Below are 20,799 nucleotides of genomic sequence, written 5' to 3' on the forward strand. Positions count from 1 at the left end.
TTTAACCTTTGCTTCGCGTAGACTGTGCCCCGAACACGATTTTGGGGGAGTCTGCAGAAATGAAATCATTACCATACCGAGAAGGCAGCTGGTTTGCCGTGCCCCTGCCGGGCGGCGGTTATGCCGTCGGCGTGGTGGCGCGCAGGGCGCCTGCCGGGCGCATCATGCTGGCGTATATGTTCGGCCCGAAACGCGACCGCTTGCCCGCGCTGGAAGAGCTGGAAGGCTTGCGGCCGGAACAGGCCGTGCGCCGCCTGCGCACGGGCGACATGGCGCTGCTCAACGAGCGCTGGCCCCTGCTGGGCGACAGTCCCCACTGGAACCGTGACGACTGGCCCATGCCGGCCTTTATCCGCCGCAACGAATCCCTGCAGCGCGCCTGGCGCGCCAGCTATGCGGACGCCGATCCTGCCAAGCTGAACCGCGAGGAATCGATCCCCTTCGACACGCCGGGCATGGAAAGCGATTCCCTGTACGGCTACGGGGCGACGGAATTGCTGATGAGTAAATTGCTGGCGCAGGAGCAGGCGTCGGCGTGATGGCTGTCGGGCGGCCTTGGTGCCGGAACCTGCATTGGACCGCGTAGGTCGGATTAGCGCAAAGCGCGTAAGCCGACACCACCAGCGGCCCAGGTCAACAATGTTGTCGGATTACGCGAGGCAAGGCCTCGCTAATCCGACCTACGCCACTTATGCCGCCGGCAAGCTGATCTGAAACGCCAGGCCGCCGCCTTCGCGGTTGCGCACCTGCAATTCGGCACCGTGGCGCAGCAGCACGCGGTCGACGATGGCCAGGCCCAGGCCAGCGCCGTTGGCTTGTCCGCGCGCCGTGTCGAGGCGGGTGAACGGTTTCATCAGCTGCTCGATCTTTTCCGCCGGCACGCCCGTGCCGTGGTCTTGTACCTCGATGATCACCTTTTTCGCGCCGTGGCTGGTGCGCACCTGGCAGGCGATGTCGATTTCCGTCACGTCGCTGCCCGGCGTCTTGCCATAGCGGCGCGCATTCTCGATCAGGTTGTTCAGCACGCGGCGCAAGTCGGTGGGGTTGCCCATCGCATGCGCGCCATCGGCGATGGTGGCGTTGAGCTTCACGTCCGACAGGCGCATCGCTTCGCGCGTCATATCGTGGAGCAAACCGCTGAGGTCGACGTCGGTAAAGCTCGACGCTTCCGTCGGCTTGGCGTAGTCGAGGAACTGGCCGATGATGGCGTCCATCTGCCCGATATCGGACTGGATGCCTTCGCGCGCCTCGTCCGACAGGTTGGCCATTTCCACTTCCAGCTGCATGCGCGCCAGCGGCGTGCGCAAGTCGTGCGAAATGCCGGCCAAAATCACGGCGCGGTCCGATTCCACTTGTTTCAGATCATCGACCATCTGGTTGAAGCTGCGGTTCGCCTCGATGATTTCGATCGGCCCTTTTTCCGGCAACGGCGCCGGCTGCTTGCCCTTGGCGATGTCGCGCGCGGCCGCCGTCAGACGCGACAGCGGCAGATTGATCAGGCTTGAAATGATGGCCGCGCCCAGCAGGGACAGCAGGGACACCAGGCTGGCCCAGCCCAGCCACTGGAAGCCCGTCAGGCCGCGCAGGCGTTCGCGGTCCAGCATCAGCCAGTACTCGTCGTCGTCGATCTTGAAGCTGACCCAGAAGCCGGCCACGCCGTTGACGCGCGCGGAAAAGCGCGTGTCCTTGCCCAGCTTGGCCTTCACCAGCGCCTCGATCTCCGGCATCAGGTAATTGTCGGGCGGCGGCTCGATGCGGTCGTCCTCTTCCAGCGAGAAGATGCGGATGCCTTCGTTGCTGACGAGGTCGAACAGCAGCTCGCGGCGCAACTCGGGCGCCGAGTGCGTCAGTGCCGCATGCGTGATGGTGACGACGGAAATGATCTGGGCGGAAATCTGCTGCGCCTGCGGCTCGCGCTGGATGACGGAAATCATGCCGATCCAGGTGATCATGCTGACCGTGGTCAAGGTGCCGAGCAGCAAAAAGGTGCGCCAGAACAGGCCGCTTTTCAGCCGCGCCAGGCTGATATCGGGAACAAGCTTCATCATGCCTCGCCAGCGATCAGCGCGGCTGTCCGTCCGGGATGAAGACGTAGCCGAGGCCCCACACGGTCTGGATGAAGAGCGGGCTCGACGGATCGGGTTCGATCAGTTTGCGCAGGCGCGAAATCTGCACGTCCAGGCTGCGGTCGAACACTTCGTATTCGCGTCCGCGCGCCAGTTCCATCAGTTTTTCGCGCGACAGCGGCTGGCGCGCATGGCGGGCAAACACTTTCAATACGGAAAATTCGCCCGTGGTCAGCGGCACCGTTTCGCCATTCTTTTTCAAGGTGCGCGTGCCCAGGTCCAGCACGAAGTCGCCGAATTCGAAGGTTTGCGGCGTTTCCGACGGCGCGCCCGGGATTTCATCGGGACCCTTGCGGCGCAGCACGGCGCCGATGCGGGCCACCAGTTCGCGCGGATTGAATGGTTTCGGCAGGTAGTCGTCGGCGCCCATTTCCAGGCCCACGATGCGGTCCACGTCCTCGCCCTTGGCCGTCAGCATGATGATCGGCGTCTGGTCGCCCGCGCCGCGCAGGCGGCGGCAGATCGACAGGCCGTCTTCGCCCGGCAGCATCAGGTCGAGCACCAGCAGGTCGTAGCGTTCGCGCAGCCACAGCTTGTTCATGGCCGTCGCGCTCTCTGCCGTGAAGACATTGAAGCCCTGTTCGGTCAGGTAGCGCCGCAGCAGGTCGCGCAGGCGCACATCGTCATCGACCACCATGATTTTTGCCTGGTGGCCATGGATCGATTGCGTTGTTGTATTGCTGCCGGTAGTGGAGGTTGTGGTCATTTAGGGTGTCGTGTTATCTTATATTAGTTGCTATAGTAACGCCTCGCGCGGCGTCGGCAAGGGGCTGTGGCGACCCATTACAAAGTGTTACAAACTTTACCCAATTACTCTTACTGCACCGTGTAAAGCATCATACACTGGGGCCACAGTGGAAATCAGCTTTAGTTTATACGGCATCGCGGAAGAGGAACTCAATGAATATCTTTACTAAAAAAATTCACGCCGCTCCCAGCGCAGCTATTGCCGCACGTACGACTGTGCTGTCCGCATTTGCCGTTTGTTCCGTGTTTGCCGCCAGCCTGGCGCTGGCGCAAAACCAGCCGCCGCCACGCCGTGACGACCAGCAGCAAATGCAGGCCCAGCGGTATGAACAGGTACAGCGCAGCAATAGCAATGATACGCGACTGCGCGAACAGCGTGACGTACGCAGTTTCGACACCCGCGCCGAAGAGCAGCGCCGCGCCAACGAGGGCGCAGACGCCTCACGCCGCACGGGCCGCATGACGCCCGACGAGCGCCGCGACCTGCGCCGCCAGATCAACGAAGTGGGCCAGGATATTTACTCGAATCCGCCGCGTCGTTGATGACATCCGGCAATACCTACTGCGCGTCGCGACTTGTGGCCTGCGATGCTCACTGTACTAAAGTACAGTTCCGCTTCTCGGCCACAATTCACTTCCGCTCGCTACGGTCTTGCCAGATGTCGTGACTTTACCTGAAACATCCATCTCCATTTTTCATTCCCCTGTTTGTTGCGCCAGGATTATGCTAATCCGGCATACCGCCACGCCCCGTGATATTGTTCTAGTGCACTGAGACAATTCTCTGAATGTGTTGCAGGGGGAGGCAAGTGGTGAGCGACGACGACACACCCGTTCCTGATGCGGCCCCCGCAGGCGGCCTGCCGTACGGCCTGCTCCAGCGCGACGGGGGCGTGTTCCTTGACCTGTCGCTGGCGCCGGCGCAGCTGCGCGCCGCCGTCGACCAGCTGTTCCAGTCGGGGCAGTTGCTGGCTGGCCTCGATTACGGTTTGTTCCTGCTGACCCTGTTCCATGCCCCCACGCCCCGCGCCGCGCCCAAGGGTGACGCCTTGCTGCGCATCGCCGTGCGCGTGGCGCCATTTTCACCCCAGCGCCGCGCCCTGTATAAACAGGTCAAGATCCACGGCGACAGCGCCGAGTTTTACTTTGAAGCATTGCTTCCTGACGCCGATGGCCAGGTGCCTGTGCGCCGCGAGTTTGACGAGCTGGTGGCTGACCTGTGGTGCAAGGGTGTGCACTACGGCATCGATAGTGTGGCCGTGCGCGCCATTCTCGCCAGCGGCAAGGCCGAGCGCATCACGGTGGCGCGGGTGCTGCCGCCGCAGCCGGGGCGCGACGCCCAACTGGTCGAGGTGTCGCAAGGCATCCACCGCGACGATGCGCCGCGCGAACGCTCCGATGGCCGCCTCGATTTGCTCAGCTTCAAGAACCGCTTTCCGCAAGTCAAAAAACACGCGCGCCTGCTGCGTCTGCTGCCAGGTGCGCCCGGCTTGCCCGGCTATGACCTGGCCGGCAAAGCCCTGCCGCCGCCCGCGCCGCTGGCGCTGGACCTGGCCACAGTGGCGGGGCCGGGGACGGCGGTCGAACATTTCAGCGATGGTGATTTCGTCGTGGCCACCCAGGCTGGTTACGTGAATGTCGATGAGGGCGGCAAGATGTCCATCGAGAACAAGATCGTCAGCCGCGAAGGCGTCAGCAGCCGCACCACGGGCAATCTGAAGCTGCGCGCCGCCTACGAGGAATATGGCGACGTGCAGGAGCAGCGTCAGCTCGACGGCAGCGACATCACCATCCATGGCGACGTGTATGGCCATTTGCACTCGCATGGCGGACTGATCTTGTTGCAGCGCAACCTGGTGGGCGGCACGGCGTTCAATGAACACGGCGACGTGCGCGTCGAGGGCGTCGCTTCCGGTTCCGTGCTGCAGGCGCTCAGCGGCGAAGTGCATGTGAAGCGCGCCGAAAGCTGTGTCATCGCCGGCACGCGCGTGGTGATCGACAGCGCCAGCAATTGCGAGATCATCGCCGACGAGGTCGTCATCGAGCTGGCCGAAGGCTGCGCCGTGGCGGCGCGCACCATCCGCATCGGCAGCGCCGGCCCGCGCAAGCAGGTGGAAATGCTGCTATTTCCCCTCGTGCCCGATTTGAGCGCCCTGGAGCAACAGATCGCCGAGAGTCTGGCCAAGGCCGCGCAGTACCAGCAGGTGCAGCACAAGCGCCAGCAGGAAATTGATGCCATCGCGCAGTTGCCGGAAGTGCGCAACTACCTGACCCTGGCGGGCCAGCTGCGGCGCGGCGAATTGCAGCTGCAGCCGGCGCAACAGCTGCAATACGACAAGCTGGCCGCGCGCATCGCTCCCGTCCTGAAAGAGGTGGCGCGGCTGCGCGTGGAAGTCAAGCAGTCGGAAATCCTGCAGGCGCAGATGCTGGCCCTGGTGGCGCAGCTGCGCCAGAAGCGGCAGGCGACGGCTGGCCAGTCGCGCTGCAGCCTGGGCCTGGTCGATGGAGAAACGACGGTGCGCGCCCTGGTCGTGCCGCCCGGGCCGGCCAAGGTCTACGACCGGCCGCCGAAAGAAATCAAGGCCTTGCTGCGCAGCGCCACGCCGGCCACGCAAGCCGTGTTCGCGGACAGCACGGGCAGCCTGGAGTGGACGTATGCGCCGCCGCCCTAGCGTTTAATCCGTGACCTTGCCGCGCGACTGTTTCAGCACGCTGTGCGTGCTCTTGCTGTCGAGGCGGCGCCGCTGCGAGCTGCGTGTGGGCTTGGTGGCGCGCCGTACGGCGGGCAGGAACGTGACGCTGTCGATGATTTCCTGCAGCCGGCGCAAGGCTTCTTCCTTGTTCTGCTCCTGGCTGCGCGACTGCTGCGCCTTGAGCACCAGCACGCCATCCTTGCTGATGCGGCTGTCGCGCAGGGCCAGCAGCCGTTCCTTGTACGCTTCCGGCAGCGACGAGGCGGCGATGGGGAAGCGCAGATGGATGGCGCTGGACACCTTGTTGACGTTCTGCCCGCCCGGGCCCTGGGCACGGATGGCGGAAAATTCAACTTCAGCGGGGTTGACGAGGTGTTGCATGGCCTGCCTGTAGGGAGTGATGTAGGTATTGTAAGGGAAGATGGCTGCGCCGGCGCAAGGGCAGGCGGCCAGTCGATGATGTCTTCCGGGAAAGTTGATGTTTCTCAACGCTGGAGGCGGGGATGCTGGTTAGCATGGGCCAACGTTGCGCCACTGCGCATCCTGGCAGCGCTTACCGGATGAAAGGAACACCATGCAGCCCACGACCACGCCTGGCGCCGCAGCGACGGCGGAACGCGGCACCGCGCAATCCCTGACGCAGTACTTGAGCTTTCGGCTGGGCGGCCTGGAATACGGCCTCGATTACCGCTGCGTGCGGGAATTGCGTGCCCTCAAGGAGCTCGACCGTTTTTCTTCGGAAGGGGAAGTGCTGCACAGCGTGGCCGTCTCGCGCGGCGTGATCATCCCCATCGTCGATATGCGCGCCGCGTTCGGCAGCGCCCACGGCGCGCCAGACCCGGCCACTGACGTGATCATCCTGCAGCTGAGTAATGGCGTGATGGGCATGGTGGTCGACGGCGTCACCGATATCGTCAGCCTGGCGCCCGCCGACATCGCCGCCGTGCCCGGCCTGGGCGAGGCGGAAGCCGATTACCTGCTGGGCCTGGGCACGGTGGCGGGGCGCCGATTGATCCTCGTCGACATCGACCGCCTGATGGCGATCCGCAGCCCCGGTCCCATGCAGGTGGCCTAAAAAAAAAGACGACCCGGAGGTCGTCTTTTGTCGCTGCTTGATTAACCGAGTTTTTCCAGCTGATCCTGCAGTTCGAGCCATTCCGCTTCCAGCTGCGCCAGGTCCTTGGTGAAGAAGGTCTGGTCGGCCAGCAACTGTTTCAGCTTGGCCTTGTTGGCGGCGTCGTAGATGGTCGGCTCGCCCAGCTTTTCTTCCGTTTCCGCCTTTTGCGCGTTGCGCTTGGCGATTTGCTCTTCCTGGCGCTTGATCTTGTTTTCGATCGGCTTGCGCAGGGCGGCCGCCTTCTGGCGGTCTTCCGCTTCCTGGCGCTTGTCGCGCACGGGCGCGGCAGGGGCGGCTGCCGGCGCAGGGACGGACGACGTTACCGGGAAGTCGGTCTTGTTGGCCTTGCCGGCGGCCGGCAGCACATCGGTACCCTTGCCCAGCTTGGTCTTGAACAGCCAATCCTTGTAGTCGTCCAGGTCGCCGTCGAACGGCTGCAGCTTGCCATCGGCCACAATGATGAATTCATCGGTGGTGGCGCGCAGCAAATGGCGATCATGGGATACGACGACCAGCGTGCCTTCGAACTGGGCCAGCGCTTCCGTCAGCGCTTCGCGCGTTTCCAGGTCCAGGTGGTTGGTCGGTTCATCGAGCAGCAGCAGGTTCGGACGCTGCCAGACGATCAGGGCCAGCGCCAGGCGGGCTTTTTCGCCGCCCGAGAACGGCGCGATCGACGCGGTGACCATGTTGCCGGGGAAGTTGAAGCCGCCCAGGAAGTTGCGCAGTTCCTGCTCGCGCACGGTCGGGGCGATCTTCGCCAGATGCCACAGCGGCGATTCGTCGTGGCGCAGCATTTCCACCTGGTGCTGGGCGAAGTAGCCGATGTTGAGGCCCTTGCCCATGGTGGCGTCGCCCGTCAATGGCATCAGTTCGCCAGCGATGGTCTTGATCAGCGTCGATTTGCCGGCGCCGTTCTGGCCCAGGAGGCCGATACGCTGGCCGATCTGCAGCGAAAACTTGATGCCGTTGACGATGGTCTTGTGCGTGATCTCGCCCGTCGCTTCGTTTTCAATCTTGTAGCCCGCATCGACGTCTTCCATCACCAGCAGCGGGTTCGGGGCGCTCAAAGGCTCGCGGAATTCGAACGAGAATTCGGCGGCGGCGCGCAGCGGCGCCAGTTCTTCCATCTTCGCCAGCGCCTTCATGCGGCTTTGCGCCTGGCGGGCTTTCGAGGCTTGCGCCTTGAAGCGGTTCACGAACGATTCCAGATGGGCACGCTTGCGCTGCTGCTTTTCCAGCGCGCCGGCGGCCAGGATCATCTGCGCTGCGCGCTGACGCTCGAAGCTCGAATAGTTGCCCGAATAGCGTTTCAGCTTGCGCTCGTCGATATGCACGACGACGTTGACCACTTCATCGAGGAAGTCGCGGTCATGGGAAATGATCAGCAAGGTGCCGGCGTAGCGCTTGAGCCAGTCTTCCAGCCAGATGATGGCGTCCAGGTCCAAGTGGTTGGTCGGTTCATCGAGCAGCAGCAGGTCGGACGGGCACATCAGCGCTTGCGCCAGGTTCAGACGCATGCGCCAGCCGCCGGAGAAACTGGCGACAGGCTGCTGCATCTGGTCCAGGGTAAAGCCCAGGCCCAGCAGCAACTGCTCGCCGCGCGACTGCACGGTATACGCGTCGGCATCGGCCATGGCGCTGTAGATCTCGCCGATGGCGATGCCGTTTTCCGACGTGGCCGGTTCCGATTCCAGGCGCGCCAGTTCCGCTTCCAGCTTGCGCAAGGTCACGTCGCCGTCGATGGCGTAATCGAGCGCGGCACGGTCCAGCGGCGGCGTTTCCTGCGCCACGTAAGCCACGCGCCATTTGGCCGGAAAATCGATCTCGCCCTGGTCAGGGTGCAATTCGCCGCGCATCATGGCGAACAGGCTCGATTTGCCCGCGCCATTGGCGCCGATCAGGCCGATCTTGTCGCCCGGATTGAGGGTGACATCGACTTGTTCGAGCAACGGTTTGATGCCGCGCATCAGGCTTACTTGTAGGAAACGTATCATTTTTTTCTTTGTAAAGGCTGGGCTTTACCCCTCGCCGTAAAAACATCGTGTAGGTCGGATTAGCCCGAAGGGCGTAATCCGACGGGTGCCGCACAGGCATGTCGGATTACGCTACGCTAATCCGACCTGCCAAGTCGATCAAACCAGCTTGAGCTGCTCGGCCGTCAGCAGGAATACCATGTCGTCGCCGGCGCTTGTCGTCAGCCAAGTCAGGCCCAGCTCGCCGAAGGCCGCTTCCGCGTAGGCGCGTTCGTTGCCGATTTCAATCATCAGGATGCCGTCGTCCGTCAGGCGCTCGGCCGCGCCGGCGATGATCTTGCGCACCAGGTCCATGCCGTCGCTGCCGCCGTCGAGGGCGATCTGCGGTTCGGCCAGGTATTCCTGGGGCAGGGCGCCCATCGACGCGGAATTCACGTACGGCGGGTTGCTGATGATCAAATCATATTTCTTGGCCGGCACGTTCGTGTACAGGTCCGATTCGATCAGGTTCACGCGGTCCTGCAGCTTGTACGTGTCGACGTTGCGCTTGGCCACGGCCAGCGCGTCGGCGGAAATGTCCACGGCGTCGACGCTGGCGTTCGGGAAGGCGTCGGCCATCATGATCGATAGGCAGCCCGAACCGGTGCACAGTTCCAGGATGTTTTCCACGGCTTCCGGTTCCGCCACCCACGGCGAGAAGTATTCAGGGATCAGCTCGGCGATGAAGGAGCGGGGCACGATCACGCGCTCGTCGACGTAGAAGTTATACGTGCCCAGCCAGCCTTCCTTGGTGATGTAGGCGGCTGGCACGCGGTCGATGCTGCGGCGGTCGATGACCGTCATCACGCTGGCCACTTCCGACGGCAGCAGCTTGGCGTCGAGAAACGGTTCGAGCTTGTCGAGCGGCAACTTCAAGGTGTGCAGGATCAGATAAGCCGCTTCGTCGAACGCTTCGGCGCTGCCGTGGCCGAAAAACAGCTTGGCGGTATTAAAACGGGTAACGGCGTAGCGCAGCAGGTCGCGTGGCGTGGAAAACGGGTTCGGGGTCATGGCATTCTCGAAAAGACGGTGTTCTGGCCCGCCGTGACGGGCCTCGGTATTCTGGTTCAGACGGGCAGCAAATGCTCCAGCGTGCGCCGGTAAATATTCTTCAGGGGATCGATGTGGCGCAGTTCGATGTGCTCGTCGATCTTGTGAATACTGGCATTGGGCGGCCCGAATTCTATCACTTGGGGGCAGATTTGCGCGATAAACCGGCCATCCGAGGTGCCGCCCGTGGTCGACAGCTCCGTCGTGAGGCCCGTTTCTTCGAGGATGGCCGACGACAGCGCATCGCTCAAGGTGCCGCGCGGCGTGAGGAAGGGCAGGCCGCTCAGGGTCCACTGCAAATCGTACTGCAAGTCATGCTTGTCGAGGATGGCGTGGACCCGTTCCTGCAAGCCTTCGGCCGTGCTGGCCGTGGAAAAGCGGAAGTTAAAGTCGATCACCATGTCGCCCGGGATCACGTTGTTGGCGCCCGTGCCCGCGTTGATGTTGGACATTTGCCACGAGGTCGGCAGGTAATACTCGTTGCCCGCGTCCCATTTTTCCTCGACCAGGTCGGCCAGCGCCTGCGCCGCTTCGTGGATCGGGTTTTTCGCCAGGTGCGGGTAGGCGATATGGCCTTGCACGCCCTTGATGGTCAGGCGGCCCGACAGCGAACCGCGGCGGCCGTTCTTGATCATGTCGCCCAGCTGCGCGCTCGAGGTCGGCTCACCCACCAGGCAATAGTCGATCTGCTCGCCGCGCGCCTTCAGTTGCTCGCAGACGATGACGGTGCCGTCCGTGGCCGGGCCTTCCTCGTCGCTGGTGATCAGAAAGGCGATCGAGCCAGTATGCTCCGGCGTGGCGGCAATGAATTCCTCACAAGCCACCACCATGGCGGCGATCGACGTCTTCATGTCGGCCGCGCCACGGCCGTACAGCTTGCCGTCGCGGTGCGTGGGAATGAACGGTTCCGAGCGCCATTGCTCGACGGGGCCGGTCGGCACCACGTCCGTATGGCCGGCAAAGACGAACACGGGGGACGTCGTGCCACGGCGCGCCCACAGATTGGTGACGTCGTTCGACTGGATCGTTTCGCAGACGAAGCCCAGCGGCGTGAGGATATCGATCAGGTGCTGCTGGCAGCCCTTGTCGTCGGGCGTGACCGAGGACAGGGCGATCAGTTTTTCGGTCAGGGCGAGGGTTTTGGAGGTGGTCATGGTGTGGAGCGGGAGCGTACCCTTGGGACTCGGCGTCCCCGTACGACCCCAGCTTTGCAGGTGTCGGGTTTAAACTGAAAAAATGCTCTTGTACTGGGCATCGGAAAACGCCACGCTGAACTGGCCATCCTTGTCCAGCACGGGGCGCTTGATGATGGACGGGTTTTCCAGCATCAGGTCCAATGCGCTGGCCGCGTCCGTGATCGACGCTTTGCGCTCGTCGGACAGGGCGCGCCAGGTCGTGCCTTTCTTGTTGACCAGCACATCCCACGGCAATTGCCCGAGCCACGCTTCCACTGTGGCGCGTTCCAGGCCCTGCTTCTTGAAGTCGTGGAAGGTGAAATCGAGTTGCTGCGCGGCCAGCCAGGTGCGGGCCTTTTTGACGGTATCGCAGTTGGGGATACCGTAGAGTGTAATGGTCGTCATGGGTAGGGCCAAGAGGAATGAATGCGGTTCGCTTGATCGCGGCGCTTGCGCCAGGTCAAAATGCGATGGTAGCCGCCATTATACAGTCGATGCGCAGTCGATGCGGCAGTGCAACACGGTTGCATGTTACGGGCAGGTTCAGGGCCAGGCGCTGCGAATGCCCAGTTGCGTGGCCACCTGGCCGAAGTCGCGGTGCGCGGATAGCGGCGTGGCGGACGCCATCGCCAGCCTGGGCGTGGCGCAATGTTGCCACGGTTGCGCCGCTATTCGTCGGCGTAGGCGCGGGCGGCCGCCATCACAGCGTCGAGTTTTCCTTTTGCCAAGGCTTGCAGCGGCGACTTGCCGCCCAGCGACAGGCGCGGGACGGTAAAAAAGTCCCATTTGGCGGCGCCGGGCAAGTCACCGAGAATTTTGCTGATTTTTTCCAGCGTGTGGCGGTCATGGCGGGGATCGGCGAAAAATGCCGGATAAACATATTCGCCGGAGGCGCCGCGCAAGGCGAACAGGCGTCTGGCTTTCAGTGCCGCACTGAGTGCCTGCGGCGTGACTGCCAGCCGGGCGCGCAATTCGGGGCCGGACAGCAAGCTGTGCGAGGCCACGTCTTTTTCACGCTGATGCCGTTCCTGTTCTTCCAGGCCGCGCATGAATTGCCGGGTGCTGACGTGGCCTGTCTGCGTATCGTTGCCGGAAGCCATGCTCAGCTCCCGCTCGGCCACGATATCGAGATCGTGCCGCATTTGCGCCAGCAGCGCGGGCCGGTCGTCGCGCGGCACGGCGTCCAGCAGCGATGCATAGGCTTCCTGGAAAGTGTCTTGCGCAATGTTGAAGCGCAAGCCTGTGGCGCTGGCAGCCAGTGTGGCGGCCAGCTGCTCAGCCAGCGGGGATGCCGATTCAGCATCTTCGGCTTCGCAGGCGGGCTGGTCAGTTGTTGAGTGGTTGCGATGTGTGTTCGACATGGCCGTATCCTTGAAACGCAAGTCTCAGCATAGGATAGCAAGTCAAACAAAGCAAACAAAGCAAGGAGATTAACTCTATCTGCCTTGATGCAGCACAAACCTGCGGCGTTGTCTCTTACACAGGCCGGGGCGTCGTCTTCCCACATTCCGAAGAACCGAAATGCAGGCCCAGCCGCAAGGCCAGGGCGCGCAGGGCGCCGCTTTCCTGCAGGTGCAGGGCCAGCGCGATGTGGCCGTCGGGGCGCACGAGGTAGGCCGCGTCGCGGCCCAGGCCGGCCAGCTTGGCGGCCACGTTATAGGTATAGCAATGCACGGGCAGTTTCAGCACGCGCGCCTCGTCGAGCAGTTCCGGCGCCGGCTCGCCATAGATGTGCAATTGCCAATCCATGCTGCGCAGGGCGATAAAATTGTCTTGCGTGCCGTCCGAGAACCAGGGCAGGCGGTCGCCGCCGCGCAGGTATTCCGCATGGCCGGCGGAGAGGGCGCTGTCTTCATAGCTGATCTCGATTTGCGACACGGTCTTGAACAGCAAGCGGCGCGCCCGCGCGAAGCCGGACAGGAAGGGCAGCGCGTGCGGCACCAGCCAGCGCCGCAGGAATTGCCCGGCGATGCCCTGCGCGACGATGGCCTGGAAGGCGCGGTCGGTGGTGGCGACGAGCTTGCGGGCAAACACGATGCGCTCGCTTTCATAGGTGTCGAGCAGGGCGTCGTTGCTTTGGCCATGCAGCTTTTGCGCCAGCTTCCAGGCCAGGTTGACGGCATCGCCCAGGCCCGTGTTCATGCCCTGGCCGCCCACGGGGCTGTGCAAGTGGGCGGCGTCGCCGAGAATGAAGCAGCGGCGCGCGCGGAACTGGCCCGCCACGCGGTGATGGACTTTATAGGTGGAAAACCAGTTCACGTGTTCGACGTGGATGCCCAGCAGGTTTTCCACGTCGCCGCGCACATCGTCGAAGACGGGCGCGGGCGCGCCGTCGGGACGGTCGGGCAGGATGCCGATCAGGCGCTGCATGCCGCTGGTGCGCACGGGCAGCATCAGCGCGAAAGAGTTCGCGCCCAGGTGGGCGTGCAAATCCGTATTCTTGCCGGCTACTTGCGCGTCCGCCACGTAGTACAAGTGGTCGTAGGTGCCGCCGGAAAAGTCAAAGCCGGCGATCTCGCGGACCTTGCTGCGGGCGCCGTCGCAGCCGCAGATATAGTCAAACGTACAATATTGTCGTTCGCCATTGTTGAGCAGGATGGCTTGCACTTCGCTATCGTCCTGCGTCCACAAGTCCAGCGTGACATTCCATTCCACGTGCACGCCGGCCGCCGCCAGCTTGCTGATCAGAAAGCGTTCATGCTCGTCCTGGGGCAGGCTCAGCACGAAAGGATAGGGGCTCAGGCCTTCGCCGATCTCGCCCAGCGCCAGTTTTACCAGCTCCTCGCCGCCTTCGTGGATGTGCATGGCATTGATCTTGATGCCCAGGTGCACCAGTTCGTCGGCAAAGCCCAGCTGCTGGTAAAACTCCAGGGTGCGCGCATGCACGGCCATGGCCCGCGACGCCTGCCCGGGGCCGCTGTTTTTATCGATGATGCGGCAATCGACGCCATGGCGCGCGAGGCGCAAGGCAAGCATGAGGCCGGTAGGACCGGCGCCGACGATCAATACGGGAGGAGTATTCATGCCATCCAGTATAGGACAGGATGGGAGAGGACAGCGGGACGATTGAAGTTGCTAGTCGGAAATGAAAATGTCCCGCCGGATGGCAGGACATGATTTTTTACGTGCGTCTCGACGCCTCTGCAAACCGTAGCGAGCGGATGCGCGGCGTGGCCGAGAAGCGCAACCGTACATGCGTACGGTGAGCATCGCCGGTCGCGCCCCGCGACGCGCAGCAGGTTTACAGAGGTGTCATCAGATGCCGCGCAGGAGTTCGTTGATGCCGGTCTTGGCGCGGGTTTTTGCATCCACGCGCTTGACGATCACGGCGCAGTACAGCGAGTACTTGCCATCTTCCGAAGGCAGGTTACCCGAGACCACGACGGAACCAGCCGGCACGCGGCCGTAGGTCACTTCGCCCGTGGCGCGGTCGTAGATCTTGGTCGACTGGCCGATGTACACGCCCATCGAGATGACGGAATTTTCTTCGACGATCACGCCTTCGACGATTTCCGAACGGGCGCCGATGAAGCAGTTGTCTTCGATGATGGTCGGGTTCGCTTGCATCGGTTCCAGCACGCCGCCGATGCCGACGCCGCCGGACAGGTGGACGTTCTTGCCGATCTGCGCGCAGGAACCGACGGTGGCCCAGGTGTCGACCATGGCGCCTTCATCGACGTAGGCGCCGATGTTGACGTAGGACGGCATCAGCACGACGTTCTTGGCGATGAAGCTGCCGCGGCGGGCGACGGCTGGCGGCACCACGCGGAAACCGCCCTTGGCGAAGTCTTCGGCCGTGTAGTTGGCGAACTTGGTCGGCACCTTGTCGTAGAACTGCATCGTGCCGTCCGATGGCAGGACGACGTTGTCTTCCAGGCGGAACGACAGCAGCACGGCTTTCTTGACCCACTGGTTGACGACCCAGTCGCCCGAGGTTTTTTCCGCCACGCGGATGCTGCCGTTGTCCAGGCCATTGATGACGTGGGAGACGGCGTCGCGCAGTTCGGCCGTGCCGTTGCGCGGATTGATCTCGGCGCGGTTTTCCCAGGCCTGGTCGATGATGGTTTGCAGTTGTTGGCTCATGATGATGTCTTGTTTATTTAGTTGGTTGATGCGGATGCGGAAAGCTGTTGGCAGAATTTTACTATGCGCAACGCCGCTTCCAGCCCTTCGGCCGTTTCGGCCACCAGGGCCATGCGGATGCGGTTGCGGCCCGGATTGATGCCGTGCGCGTCGCGCGCCAGGTAGCTGCCAGGCAATACCGTGACATTATATTCGGCGTACAGGCGTTGCGCGAATTCGGTGTCGGACAGGCCCGTGCGGCTGACGTCGGCCCACAGGTAGAAACCGGCGTCCGGCAATTGCACGTCCATCACCGATTGCAGCAGCGGCGTGATGGCGTCGAACTTGGCGCGGTACTTGGCGCGATTTTCCTCGACATGGGTTTCGTCGTTCCAGGCCGCGACGGAGGCCGCCTGTACGGCAGGGCTCATGGCGCCGCCGTGGTAGGTTCGGTAGAGCAGGAATTTTTTCAGCACTTCGGCGTCGCCGGCAACGAAGCCCGAGCGCATGCCCGGCACGTTCGAGCGCTTCGACAGGCTGGAAAACACCACCAGGCGCGCATACGGGCGCTCGATGGTGGACAGGCCCAGCATGTGCGCCGCCTGCAGCGCGCCCAGCGGAGGCGTGTCGCCGTGGTAGATCTCGGAATAGCATTCGTCGGCGGCGATGACGAAGTCGTAGCGCTCGGACAGGGCGAACAGGTGTTCCCAGTCCGTCAAGGTGAGCACGGCGCCCGTCGGGTTGCCGGGCGAGCACAGGAACAGCAGCTTGACCTTTTCCCACACGCTGGCCGGTACGCTGTCGTAGTCGCAGCCGAAATTGCGCGCCGGGTCGGAATTGACGAAATACGGTTCGGCGCCGGCCAGGTAGGCCGCGCCTTCATAGATCTGGTAGAACGGATTCGGGCTGATCACGAGCGAACCGGCCGATGGATCGATCACCGTTTGCGCCAGCGCAAACAGCGCTTCGCGCGAACCGTTCACGGGCAGGATTTGCGTGGCAGGATTCAGCTTGGGGATGCCGTAGCGGCGTTCCAGCCAGCCGGCAATCGCGCTGCGCAAGGCTTCCGAACCGATGGTGGTCGGATAGCTGGCCAGGCCGTGGATATTGTCGACCAGCGCCTGCTCGATGAAGGCTGGCGTCGGGTGCTTGGGTTCGCCCATGCCCAGGCTGATGGGCGCATACTCGGGATTGACCGTCACGCCGGCAAACAGCTGGCGCAGCTTTTCGAATGGATATGGTTGCAGTTTAGCAAGAAGTGGATTCACGGAGCGGACCAGGGCAAGAGTGGGGTGATAGTGTGGCGTATGGATTGCCTGGCATGGCGCAATGACGCCGGTCAAGCAATCAGCTTAGCCTTTTATTATAGCCGTCCTCGGGCGCGGGCTGTGCAAGTGGGCTGTTGTTGACCTGCACGGCATGTCGCTCCCGGGCTTGGCAAGGTAAAATACGCTATGTCTACCTTACTTCCCACCTTGCTTGCCATTGAAACATCGTCCGAACTCGCGTCCTGCGCCTTGTTGCGCGGCGATGTCGTCCTGTCCCGCGCGTCGTCGGGCGTGCGCACCCATTCCCAGTCGATCTTGCCGATGGTGCAGGAATTGCTGGCCGAAGCGGGCGTGACCCTGGCCGACGTCGACGCCATCGCCTACGGCTCCGGCCCCGGCTCGTTTACGGGCGTGCGCACGGCCTGCGGCATCGCGCAGGGTCTGGCCTATGGCGCCAATTTGCCTGTCGTGCCCGTCGTCACGCTCGACGCCATGGCCCTCGCGTGCCACCAGCAGCATGGCTCACAGCACATCGTGACCGTGCTCGACGCCCGCATGGGCGAAGTGTACTGGGCGCAATATGACTATCAAGATGGCTTGCAAGCCGTCCTGCCTCCGGCCTTGAGCGCGCCGGCCGGCGTGGCGCCGCAAGGCGACGTGACCGGCTGCGGCAACGGCTTTGGTGCCTATGCCGAAGCGCTGGCCGCGTTGCCGTGCGCCGCCACGGCCGACGCCGCCATCATGCCGCACGCCGTGCAAGTGGCGCAGCTGGCGCGCCTCGCCTTTGCGGCCGGCCAGTGCGTGACGGCGGCCGAGGCGCAGCCTTTGTACTTGCGCAACAAGATCGCCTACACGAGTGCCGAGCGCCTCGACATGCAGGCCGCCAAGGCCGCTGCGGAGTCGGCACAATGATGGAGACGGGCAAGGACAGCGCGGCAGGCTGGGACTTGCTGCGCCTCGACTATCAGCCGATGGTCGAAGCCGACCTGTTGGAGGTGCTGGCGCTGGAACAGCGCGTCTACCCGCATCCCTGGACGCACGGCAACTTTGTCGATTCCCTCAAGAGCGGCTATCCGGCCTGGGTGCTGCGCGACGTGGATGGCACCTTGCTTGGCTATTTCTTGCTGATGCTGGTCGTCGACGAGGCGCACTTGCTCAACGTTGCCGTCGAGGGTGCCATCCAGGGCCAGGGGCTGGGCCGCTTCCTGCTGAACCAGTCCTGCGCCTGCGCGCGCCAGCTGGGCATGGAATCGATGCTGCTGGAAGTGCGCCCGTCGAATACGCGCGCGCTCGATATTTACCAGCGCTATGGATTTGAACAGATAGGCCGGCGCAAGGGATACTATCCGGCCAGCAACTCGCAACGTGAGGACGCCATCGTGATGCGTTATACCTTATGAGCCGCAGCGCCGTTTTTCTCGATGAAATGGGCGTCGGCCCCTTGTGGCGCTTGCGCCAGGGCGCCGCACCCGAGGCTGTCGACGTCGTCGCTGAGGCCGCCGTGGAGGCGGAAGTCGCCGTGGCGGAGCCCGTGGCCGAAGCCGTGGAAGCCGTTGAAGCAGTGACCGAGGTGACTGCCGAGGTGGTCGCCCAGGTGCAGGCCGAAGCGCCCGCCGCTGTTGCCGCTACGCCAGTCCCCGCCATGCCAGTTCCCGCCACCGCGCCTGACGACACGGCCTGGTTCGACGATGCGCCCCCGCCGCCGCCTGCCAGACAGCTGAGCGATGCCGACATCGCCGCCCTCGACTGGGAAGGCTTGACGTCGGCCGTCGCCAAGTGCGCGCGCTGCGACTTGTGCAAGACGCGCAAGGGCGTCGTCATGGGCCGTGGCGACCGCCAGGGTGCGTGGCTGATGCTGGCCAGCAGCCCTTCGCGCCTGGAAGAACGCGAAGGGCGCGCCTTGCCGGGCGAGCAGGGCAAATTGCTCGACAATATGTTGAAAGCCATCGACGTCGACGCGGGGCGCGACGTGTACATCACGCACCTGCTGAAATGCCGTCCGCTTGACGAGACGGGCCAGGAACGCTTGCCCACCGAGGCCGAGTCGGCCGCCTGCCGTCCGTATTTTGACCGCGAACTGGCCCTGCTGCAGCCGCGCACCATCGTCACCCTCGGTTCGATGGCCGCCGCCGGCATCAATCCCGGCGAAAAACCCGTACGGGGCAAGGTGCGCCAGCTGGGCAGTGCGTCCGTCGTGGCCACCTTCCACCCAGAGCAACTGTTGCAGGACGAGACGGGCAAGGCCAAGGCGCGTGCCTGGGCCGACCTGTGCCTGGCGAAAAGCACGCACGGTGGTTGATACATTCCAGGTCCGCTTCGAGCAGCGCTGGGGACATCTGACGCACCCCCGCGTGCGGGCGCTGGCCTGGCTGCTCGATTCGCCCGACTTGCTCGATCCTGCCAGCCCCCACTGGGGCGGGCGCATCGCCAGCTTGCCCCTAGTCACGCCTGCCGTGGCCGCGTGGCTGGGCGCGCTGCAGGACGATCCGTCGCCGCTCGATGCGGCGTTGGGACTGAAGTTCTATTCCCGCTTGGGCCTGTACGCTGAAAAGCTGCTGGCCTTTTATTTTGAGCAACACGGCTTGCTGGCCGCGCATGGCTTGCAAGTGCAAGTCAACCGCAACGACACGGTGGGCGAGTTCGATTTCCTGTTGCGTGACGGAAATGACCTGCTGCACTGGGAATTTGCCACCAAGTTCTACCTGCTCGAAGGCGCGCCCGATCCCGGCGACTTCAACCATTTGATCGGCCCGAACCTGGCCGACACCCTGGGCTTGAAGATGCGCAAGATTCTCGACAAACAACTGGCCCTGTCCCGCCACCCGGCCGCGCAAACCCTGCTGGCGCACCCCGTGCGCGCGGCGCAGGCGCTGGTCAAGGGCTGGCTGTTTTATGCGGCAGGCGTGACGCCCGCCATGGACGGCATTTCCCCGGAACATGGGCACGGTTTCTGGTGTACGCCGGCCCAACTGCCCGAGCAGCGCTACGTCGTGCTGCCGCGCCTGCAATGGCTGGCGCCGTTCAAGGGCCGCGACGTGGACGTGCTGGACGTGGAGGCCCTGCGCGCGCAGTTGTTTGATCTGGCGCAACCGGTGATGGTGGCCACCGTGGATACTATCGAAGGCTGGGAAGTGGAGCGCACACGCGGTTTTGTCGTGCCGCATGACTGGACGCAGCAGGCAGCCGCGCGGCGGATAGCGGGTGCGCTACCTGCGTAATGTTGGGGTCAGACCCGGCGGGTCTGACCCCGGAAGTTAATGCTTCTGCTCGCCAATCAATGACAAGTTGTCATGCTCAGCCTGGTTCAGCTTGTGCTTGCGCATGATGGCGTACATGGTGCCGGCAACAAACAGGCCGAACAGGGTGATGATGATGTTGAGCGGCAGGTGCAAGCGGATCATGATCGAATACACGGCCAGCATGGTGAGAATCGACAGGTTCTCGTTGAAGTTCTGCACGGCGATGGAATGGCCCGCGCTCATCAGCACGTGACCACGGTGTTGCAGCAGGGCATTCATGGGAACGACGAAGAAGCCGGACAGGGCGCCGATCAGGATCAGCAGCGGGTAGGCGATCCACACGGAGTGTACTTGCGTCATCATCATGACGATCACGCCCATGGCGATACCGAGCGGAATGACGGTCAGCGATTTGCGCAGCGGAATGAAGCGTGCCGACAGCACGGCGCCGGCGGCCACGCCGATGGCGACCACGCCCACCAGGCTGGTCGCCTTGTCGAACGGCATGTTCAGCGACTGCTTGGCCCATTCCAGCACGATCAGCTGCAAGGTGGCGCCGGCGCCCCAGAACAGGGTCGTCACGGCCAGGGTGATCTGGCCCAGCTTGTCTTTCCACAGGATGGAATAGCAATTGGCAAAATCGGTAATCAGTTTGATAGGATTGCGTTCCTGGTGCGGATACACGCAGCCCGTGTCGGGAATCTTCAGGTTGGCCAGGGTCGCCAGCGCATAGATGCCCACCACGACGCACAAGGCCGCTTCAGTCTTGCTGGTGATGCCCGTGTCGATCAGCGGAATGTCGATCGACAGCAGCATGTCGGACACGTGGCCGCTGACGAGCGCGCCGCCCATGACGGTGCCGAGGATGATGGAGGTGACGGTCAAGCCTTCGATCCAGCCATTCGCCGCCACGAGCTTTTCCGGCGGCAGCAGTTCCGTCAGGATGCCGTACTTGGCGGGCGAATACACGGCCGCGCCGAAACCGACGACGGCGTAGGCCAGCAGCGGGTGCACGTGGAAGAAGACGAGGGCGCAGCCGAAGATCTTGACCATGTTGGCGATGAACATGACCTTGCCTTTCGGCAGAGCATCCGCGAAGGCGCCGACAAAAGCGGCCAACAGCACGTAAAACAGCACGAACGACAATTTGAGCAGCGGCGTGATCCACGCCGGGGATTTCATGGACACCAATAAATCGACGGCGACAAAAAAGAGGGCGTTATCTGCCAGCGAGGAAAAGAACTGCGCCGCCATGATGGTATAAAAACCACGATTCATTCTGGATTGCCTGAAATCATATCTGGCTTGCT

Annotated in this window: 20 protein-coding genes; 8 read left to right on the forward strand and 12 right to left on the reverse strand. The window is 63.3% G+C overall.

The window, feature by feature from the left end:
* Nucleotides 1-59 precede the first annotated feature (59 nt).
* On the forward strand, nt 60-539 hold the full coding sequence (locus tag OX462_RS09130) for an Imm26 family immunity protein (protein ID WP_409028235.1): 480 nt from the start codon (nt 60-62) through the stop codon (nt 537-539).
* 150 nt (nt 540-689) lie between these two features.
* On the opposite strand, the gene OX462_RS09135 is transcribed toward OX462_RS09130, so the two are convergent.
* Nucleotides 690-2,048 (reverse strand): sensor histidine kinase family protein, encoded by a 1,359-nt coding sequence (locus tag OX462_RS09135; protein WP_099410924.1) that lies wholly within the window; start codon nt 2,046-2,048, stop codon nt 690-692.
* 13 nt (nt 2,049-2,061) lie between these two features.
* Nucleotides 2,062-2,763, reverse strand: a complete 702-nt coding sequence (gene ompR / locus OX462_RS09140; protein WP_223278807.1) for an osmolarity response regulator transcription factor OmpR — start codon at nt 2,761-2,763, stop codon at nt 2,062-2,064.
* 263 nt (nt 2,764-3,026) lie between these two features.
* Between ompR and OX462_RS09145 the strand changes: the two genes are divergently transcribed.
* Together OX462_RS09145 and OX462_RS09150 are read left to right on the forward strand one after the other, a co-directional pair.
* Nucleotides 3,027-3,416 (forward strand): hypothetical protein, encoded by a 390-nt coding sequence (locus OX462_RS09145; protein WP_409028236.1) that lies wholly within the window; start codon nt 3,027-3,029, stop codon nt 3,414-3,416.
* 269 nt (nt 3,417-3,685) lie between these two features.
* Nucleotides 3,686-5,545 carry a flagellar assembly protein A gene (locus tag OX462_RS09150; protein WP_409028237.1) on the forward strand — a complete coding sequence of 620 codons (1,860 nt, stop codon included), beginning with the start codon at nt 3,686-3,688 and terminating at the stop codon, nt 5,543-5,545.
* 3 nt (nt 5,546-5,548) lie between these two features.
* On the opposite strand, the gene arfB is transcribed toward OX462_RS09150, so the two are convergent.
* Nucleotides 5,549-5,947, reverse strand: a complete 399-nt coding sequence (gene arfB / locus OX462_RS09155; protein WP_034749850.1) for an alternative ribosome rescue aminoacyl-tRNA hydrolase ArfB — start codon at nt 5,945-5,947, stop codon at nt 5,549-5,551.
* 193 nt (nt 5,948-6,140) lie between these two features.
* Between arfB and OX462_RS09160 the strand changes: the two genes are divergently transcribed.
* Entirely contained in the window at nt 6,141-6,641 is a 501-nt protein-coding gene (locus tag OX462_RS09160) for a chemotaxis protein CheW (RefSeq protein WP_099410922.1), read from the forward strand.
* 41 nt (nt 6,642-6,682) lie between these two features.
* Here OX462_RS09160 and OX462_RS09165 read toward each other — a convergent pair whose 3' ends face one another.
* The 8 genes from OX462_RS09165 to dapC form a co-directional block, all read right to left on the reverse strand.
* Complete coding sequence (locus OX462_RS09165) at nt 6,683-8,677, reverse strand: ATP-binding cassette domain-containing protein (protein WP_180279121.1); 1,995 nt, start codon at nt 8,675-8,677, stop codon at nt 6,683-6,685.
* A 138-nt stretch (nt 8,678-8,815) separates the two neighbouring features.
* Nucleotides 8,816-9,706 carry a 50S ribosomal protein L3 N(5)-glutamine methyltransferase gene (gene prmB / locus OX462_RS09170; RefSeq protein WP_070288708.1) on the reverse strand — a complete coding sequence of 297 codons (891 nt, stop codon included), beginning with the start codon at nt 9,704-9,706 and terminating at the stop codon, nt 8,816-8,818.
* Nucleotides 9,707-9,762: 56 nt separating this feature from the next.
* Nucleotides 9,763-10,899 (reverse strand): succinyl-diaminopimelate desuccinylase, encoded by a 1,137-nt coding sequence (gene dapE / locus OX462_RS09175; RefSeq protein ID WP_409028238.1) that lies wholly within the window; start codon nt 10,897-10,899, stop codon nt 9,763-9,765.
* Between the two features lie 69 nt (nt 10,900-10,968).
* Nucleotides 10,969-11,325: an ArsC family reductase gene (locus OX462_RS09180; RefSeq protein WP_070288706.1), complete on the reverse strand. Its 357-nt coding sequence runs from the start codon at nt 11,323-11,325 to the stop codon at nt 10,969-10,971.
* Nucleotides 11,326-11,588: 263 nt separating this feature from the next.
* Nucleotides 11,589-12,281 (reverse strand): hypothetical protein, encoded by a 693-nt coding sequence (locus tag OX462_RS09185; protein ID WP_409028239.1) that lies wholly within the window; start codon nt 12,279-12,281, stop codon nt 11,589-11,591.
* Between the two features lie 115 nt (nt 12,282-12,396).
* Nucleotides 12,397-13,944: an FAD-dependent oxidoreductase gene (locus tag OX462_RS09190; protein WP_409028240.1), complete on the reverse strand. Its 1,548-nt coding sequence runs from the start codon at nt 13,942-13,944 to the stop codon at nt 12,397-12,399.
* 231 nt (nt 13,945-14,175) lie between these two features.
* On the reverse strand, nt 14,176-15,003 hold the full coding sequence (dapD, locus tag OX462_RS09195) for a 2,3,4,5-tetrahydropyridine-2,6-dicarboxylate N-succinyltransferase (RefSeq protein WP_070223998.1): 828 nt from the start codon (nt 15,001-15,003) through the stop codon (nt 14,176-14,178).
* 17 nt (nt 15,004-15,020) lie between these two features.
* Nucleotides 15,021-16,250, reverse strand: a complete 1,230-nt coding sequence (dapC, locus tag OX462_RS09200) for a succinyldiaminopimelate transaminase (protein WP_070223996.1) — start codon at nt 16,248-16,250, stop codon at nt 15,021-15,023.
* 186 nt (nt 16,251-16,436) lie between these two features.
* On the opposite strand from dapC, the gene tsaB reads away from it, so the two are divergent.
* From tsaB to OX462_RS09220, 4 genes are read left to right on the forward strand one after another with little or no spacing between them, the layout of a single operon-like run.
* Nucleotides 16,437-17,162, forward strand: a complete 726-nt coding sequence (gene tsaB / locus OX462_RS09205; RefSeq protein WP_409028241.1) for a tRNA (adenosine(37)-N6)-threonylcarbamoyltransferase complex dimerization subunit type 1 TsaB — start codon at nt 16,437-16,439, stop codon at nt 17,160-17,162.
* On the forward strand, nt 17,162-17,650 hold the full coding sequence (gene rimI, locus OX462_RS09210; protein ID WP_409028736.1) for a ribosomal protein S18-alanine N-acetyltransferase: 489 nt from the start codon (nt 17,162-17,164) through the stop codon (nt 17,648-17,650). The genes tsaB and rimI overlap by 1 nt, the downstream gene beginning before the upstream one ends.
* The gene (locus OX462_RS09215) at nt 17,647-18,549 is read left to right on the forward strand and encodes a uracil-DNA glycosylase (RefSeq protein WP_409028242.1); all 903 of its coding nucleotides are present in this window, start codon (nt 17,647-17,649) and stop codon (nt 18,547-18,549) included. Before rimI ends, OX462_RS09215 begins: the two co-directional genes overlap by 4 nt.
* Nucleotides 18,542-19,468: a DUF1853 family protein gene (locus OX462_RS09220; protein WP_409028243.1), complete on the forward strand. Its 927-nt coding sequence runs from the start codon at nt 18,542-18,544 to the stop codon at nt 19,466-19,468. The genes OX462_RS09215 and OX462_RS09220 overlap by 8 nt, the downstream gene beginning before the upstream one ends.
* 36 nt (nt 19,469-19,504) lie before the next feature.
* On the opposite strand, the gene lplT is transcribed toward OX462_RS09220, so the two are convergent.
* On the reverse strand, nt 19,505-20,767 hold the full coding sequence (lplT, locus tag OX462_RS09225; protein ID WP_230505235.1) for a lysophospholipid transporter LplT: 1,263 nt from the start codon (nt 20,765-20,767) through the stop codon (nt 19,505-19,507).
* Nucleotides 20,768-20,799: the final 32 nt, after the last annotated feature.

The sequence above is a fragment of the Janthinobacterium aestuarii genome, assembly GCF_046113285.1.
Taxonomy (GTDB): domain Bacteria; phylum Pseudomonadota; class Gammaproteobacteria; order Burkholderiales; family Burkholderiaceae_D; genus Janthinobacterium.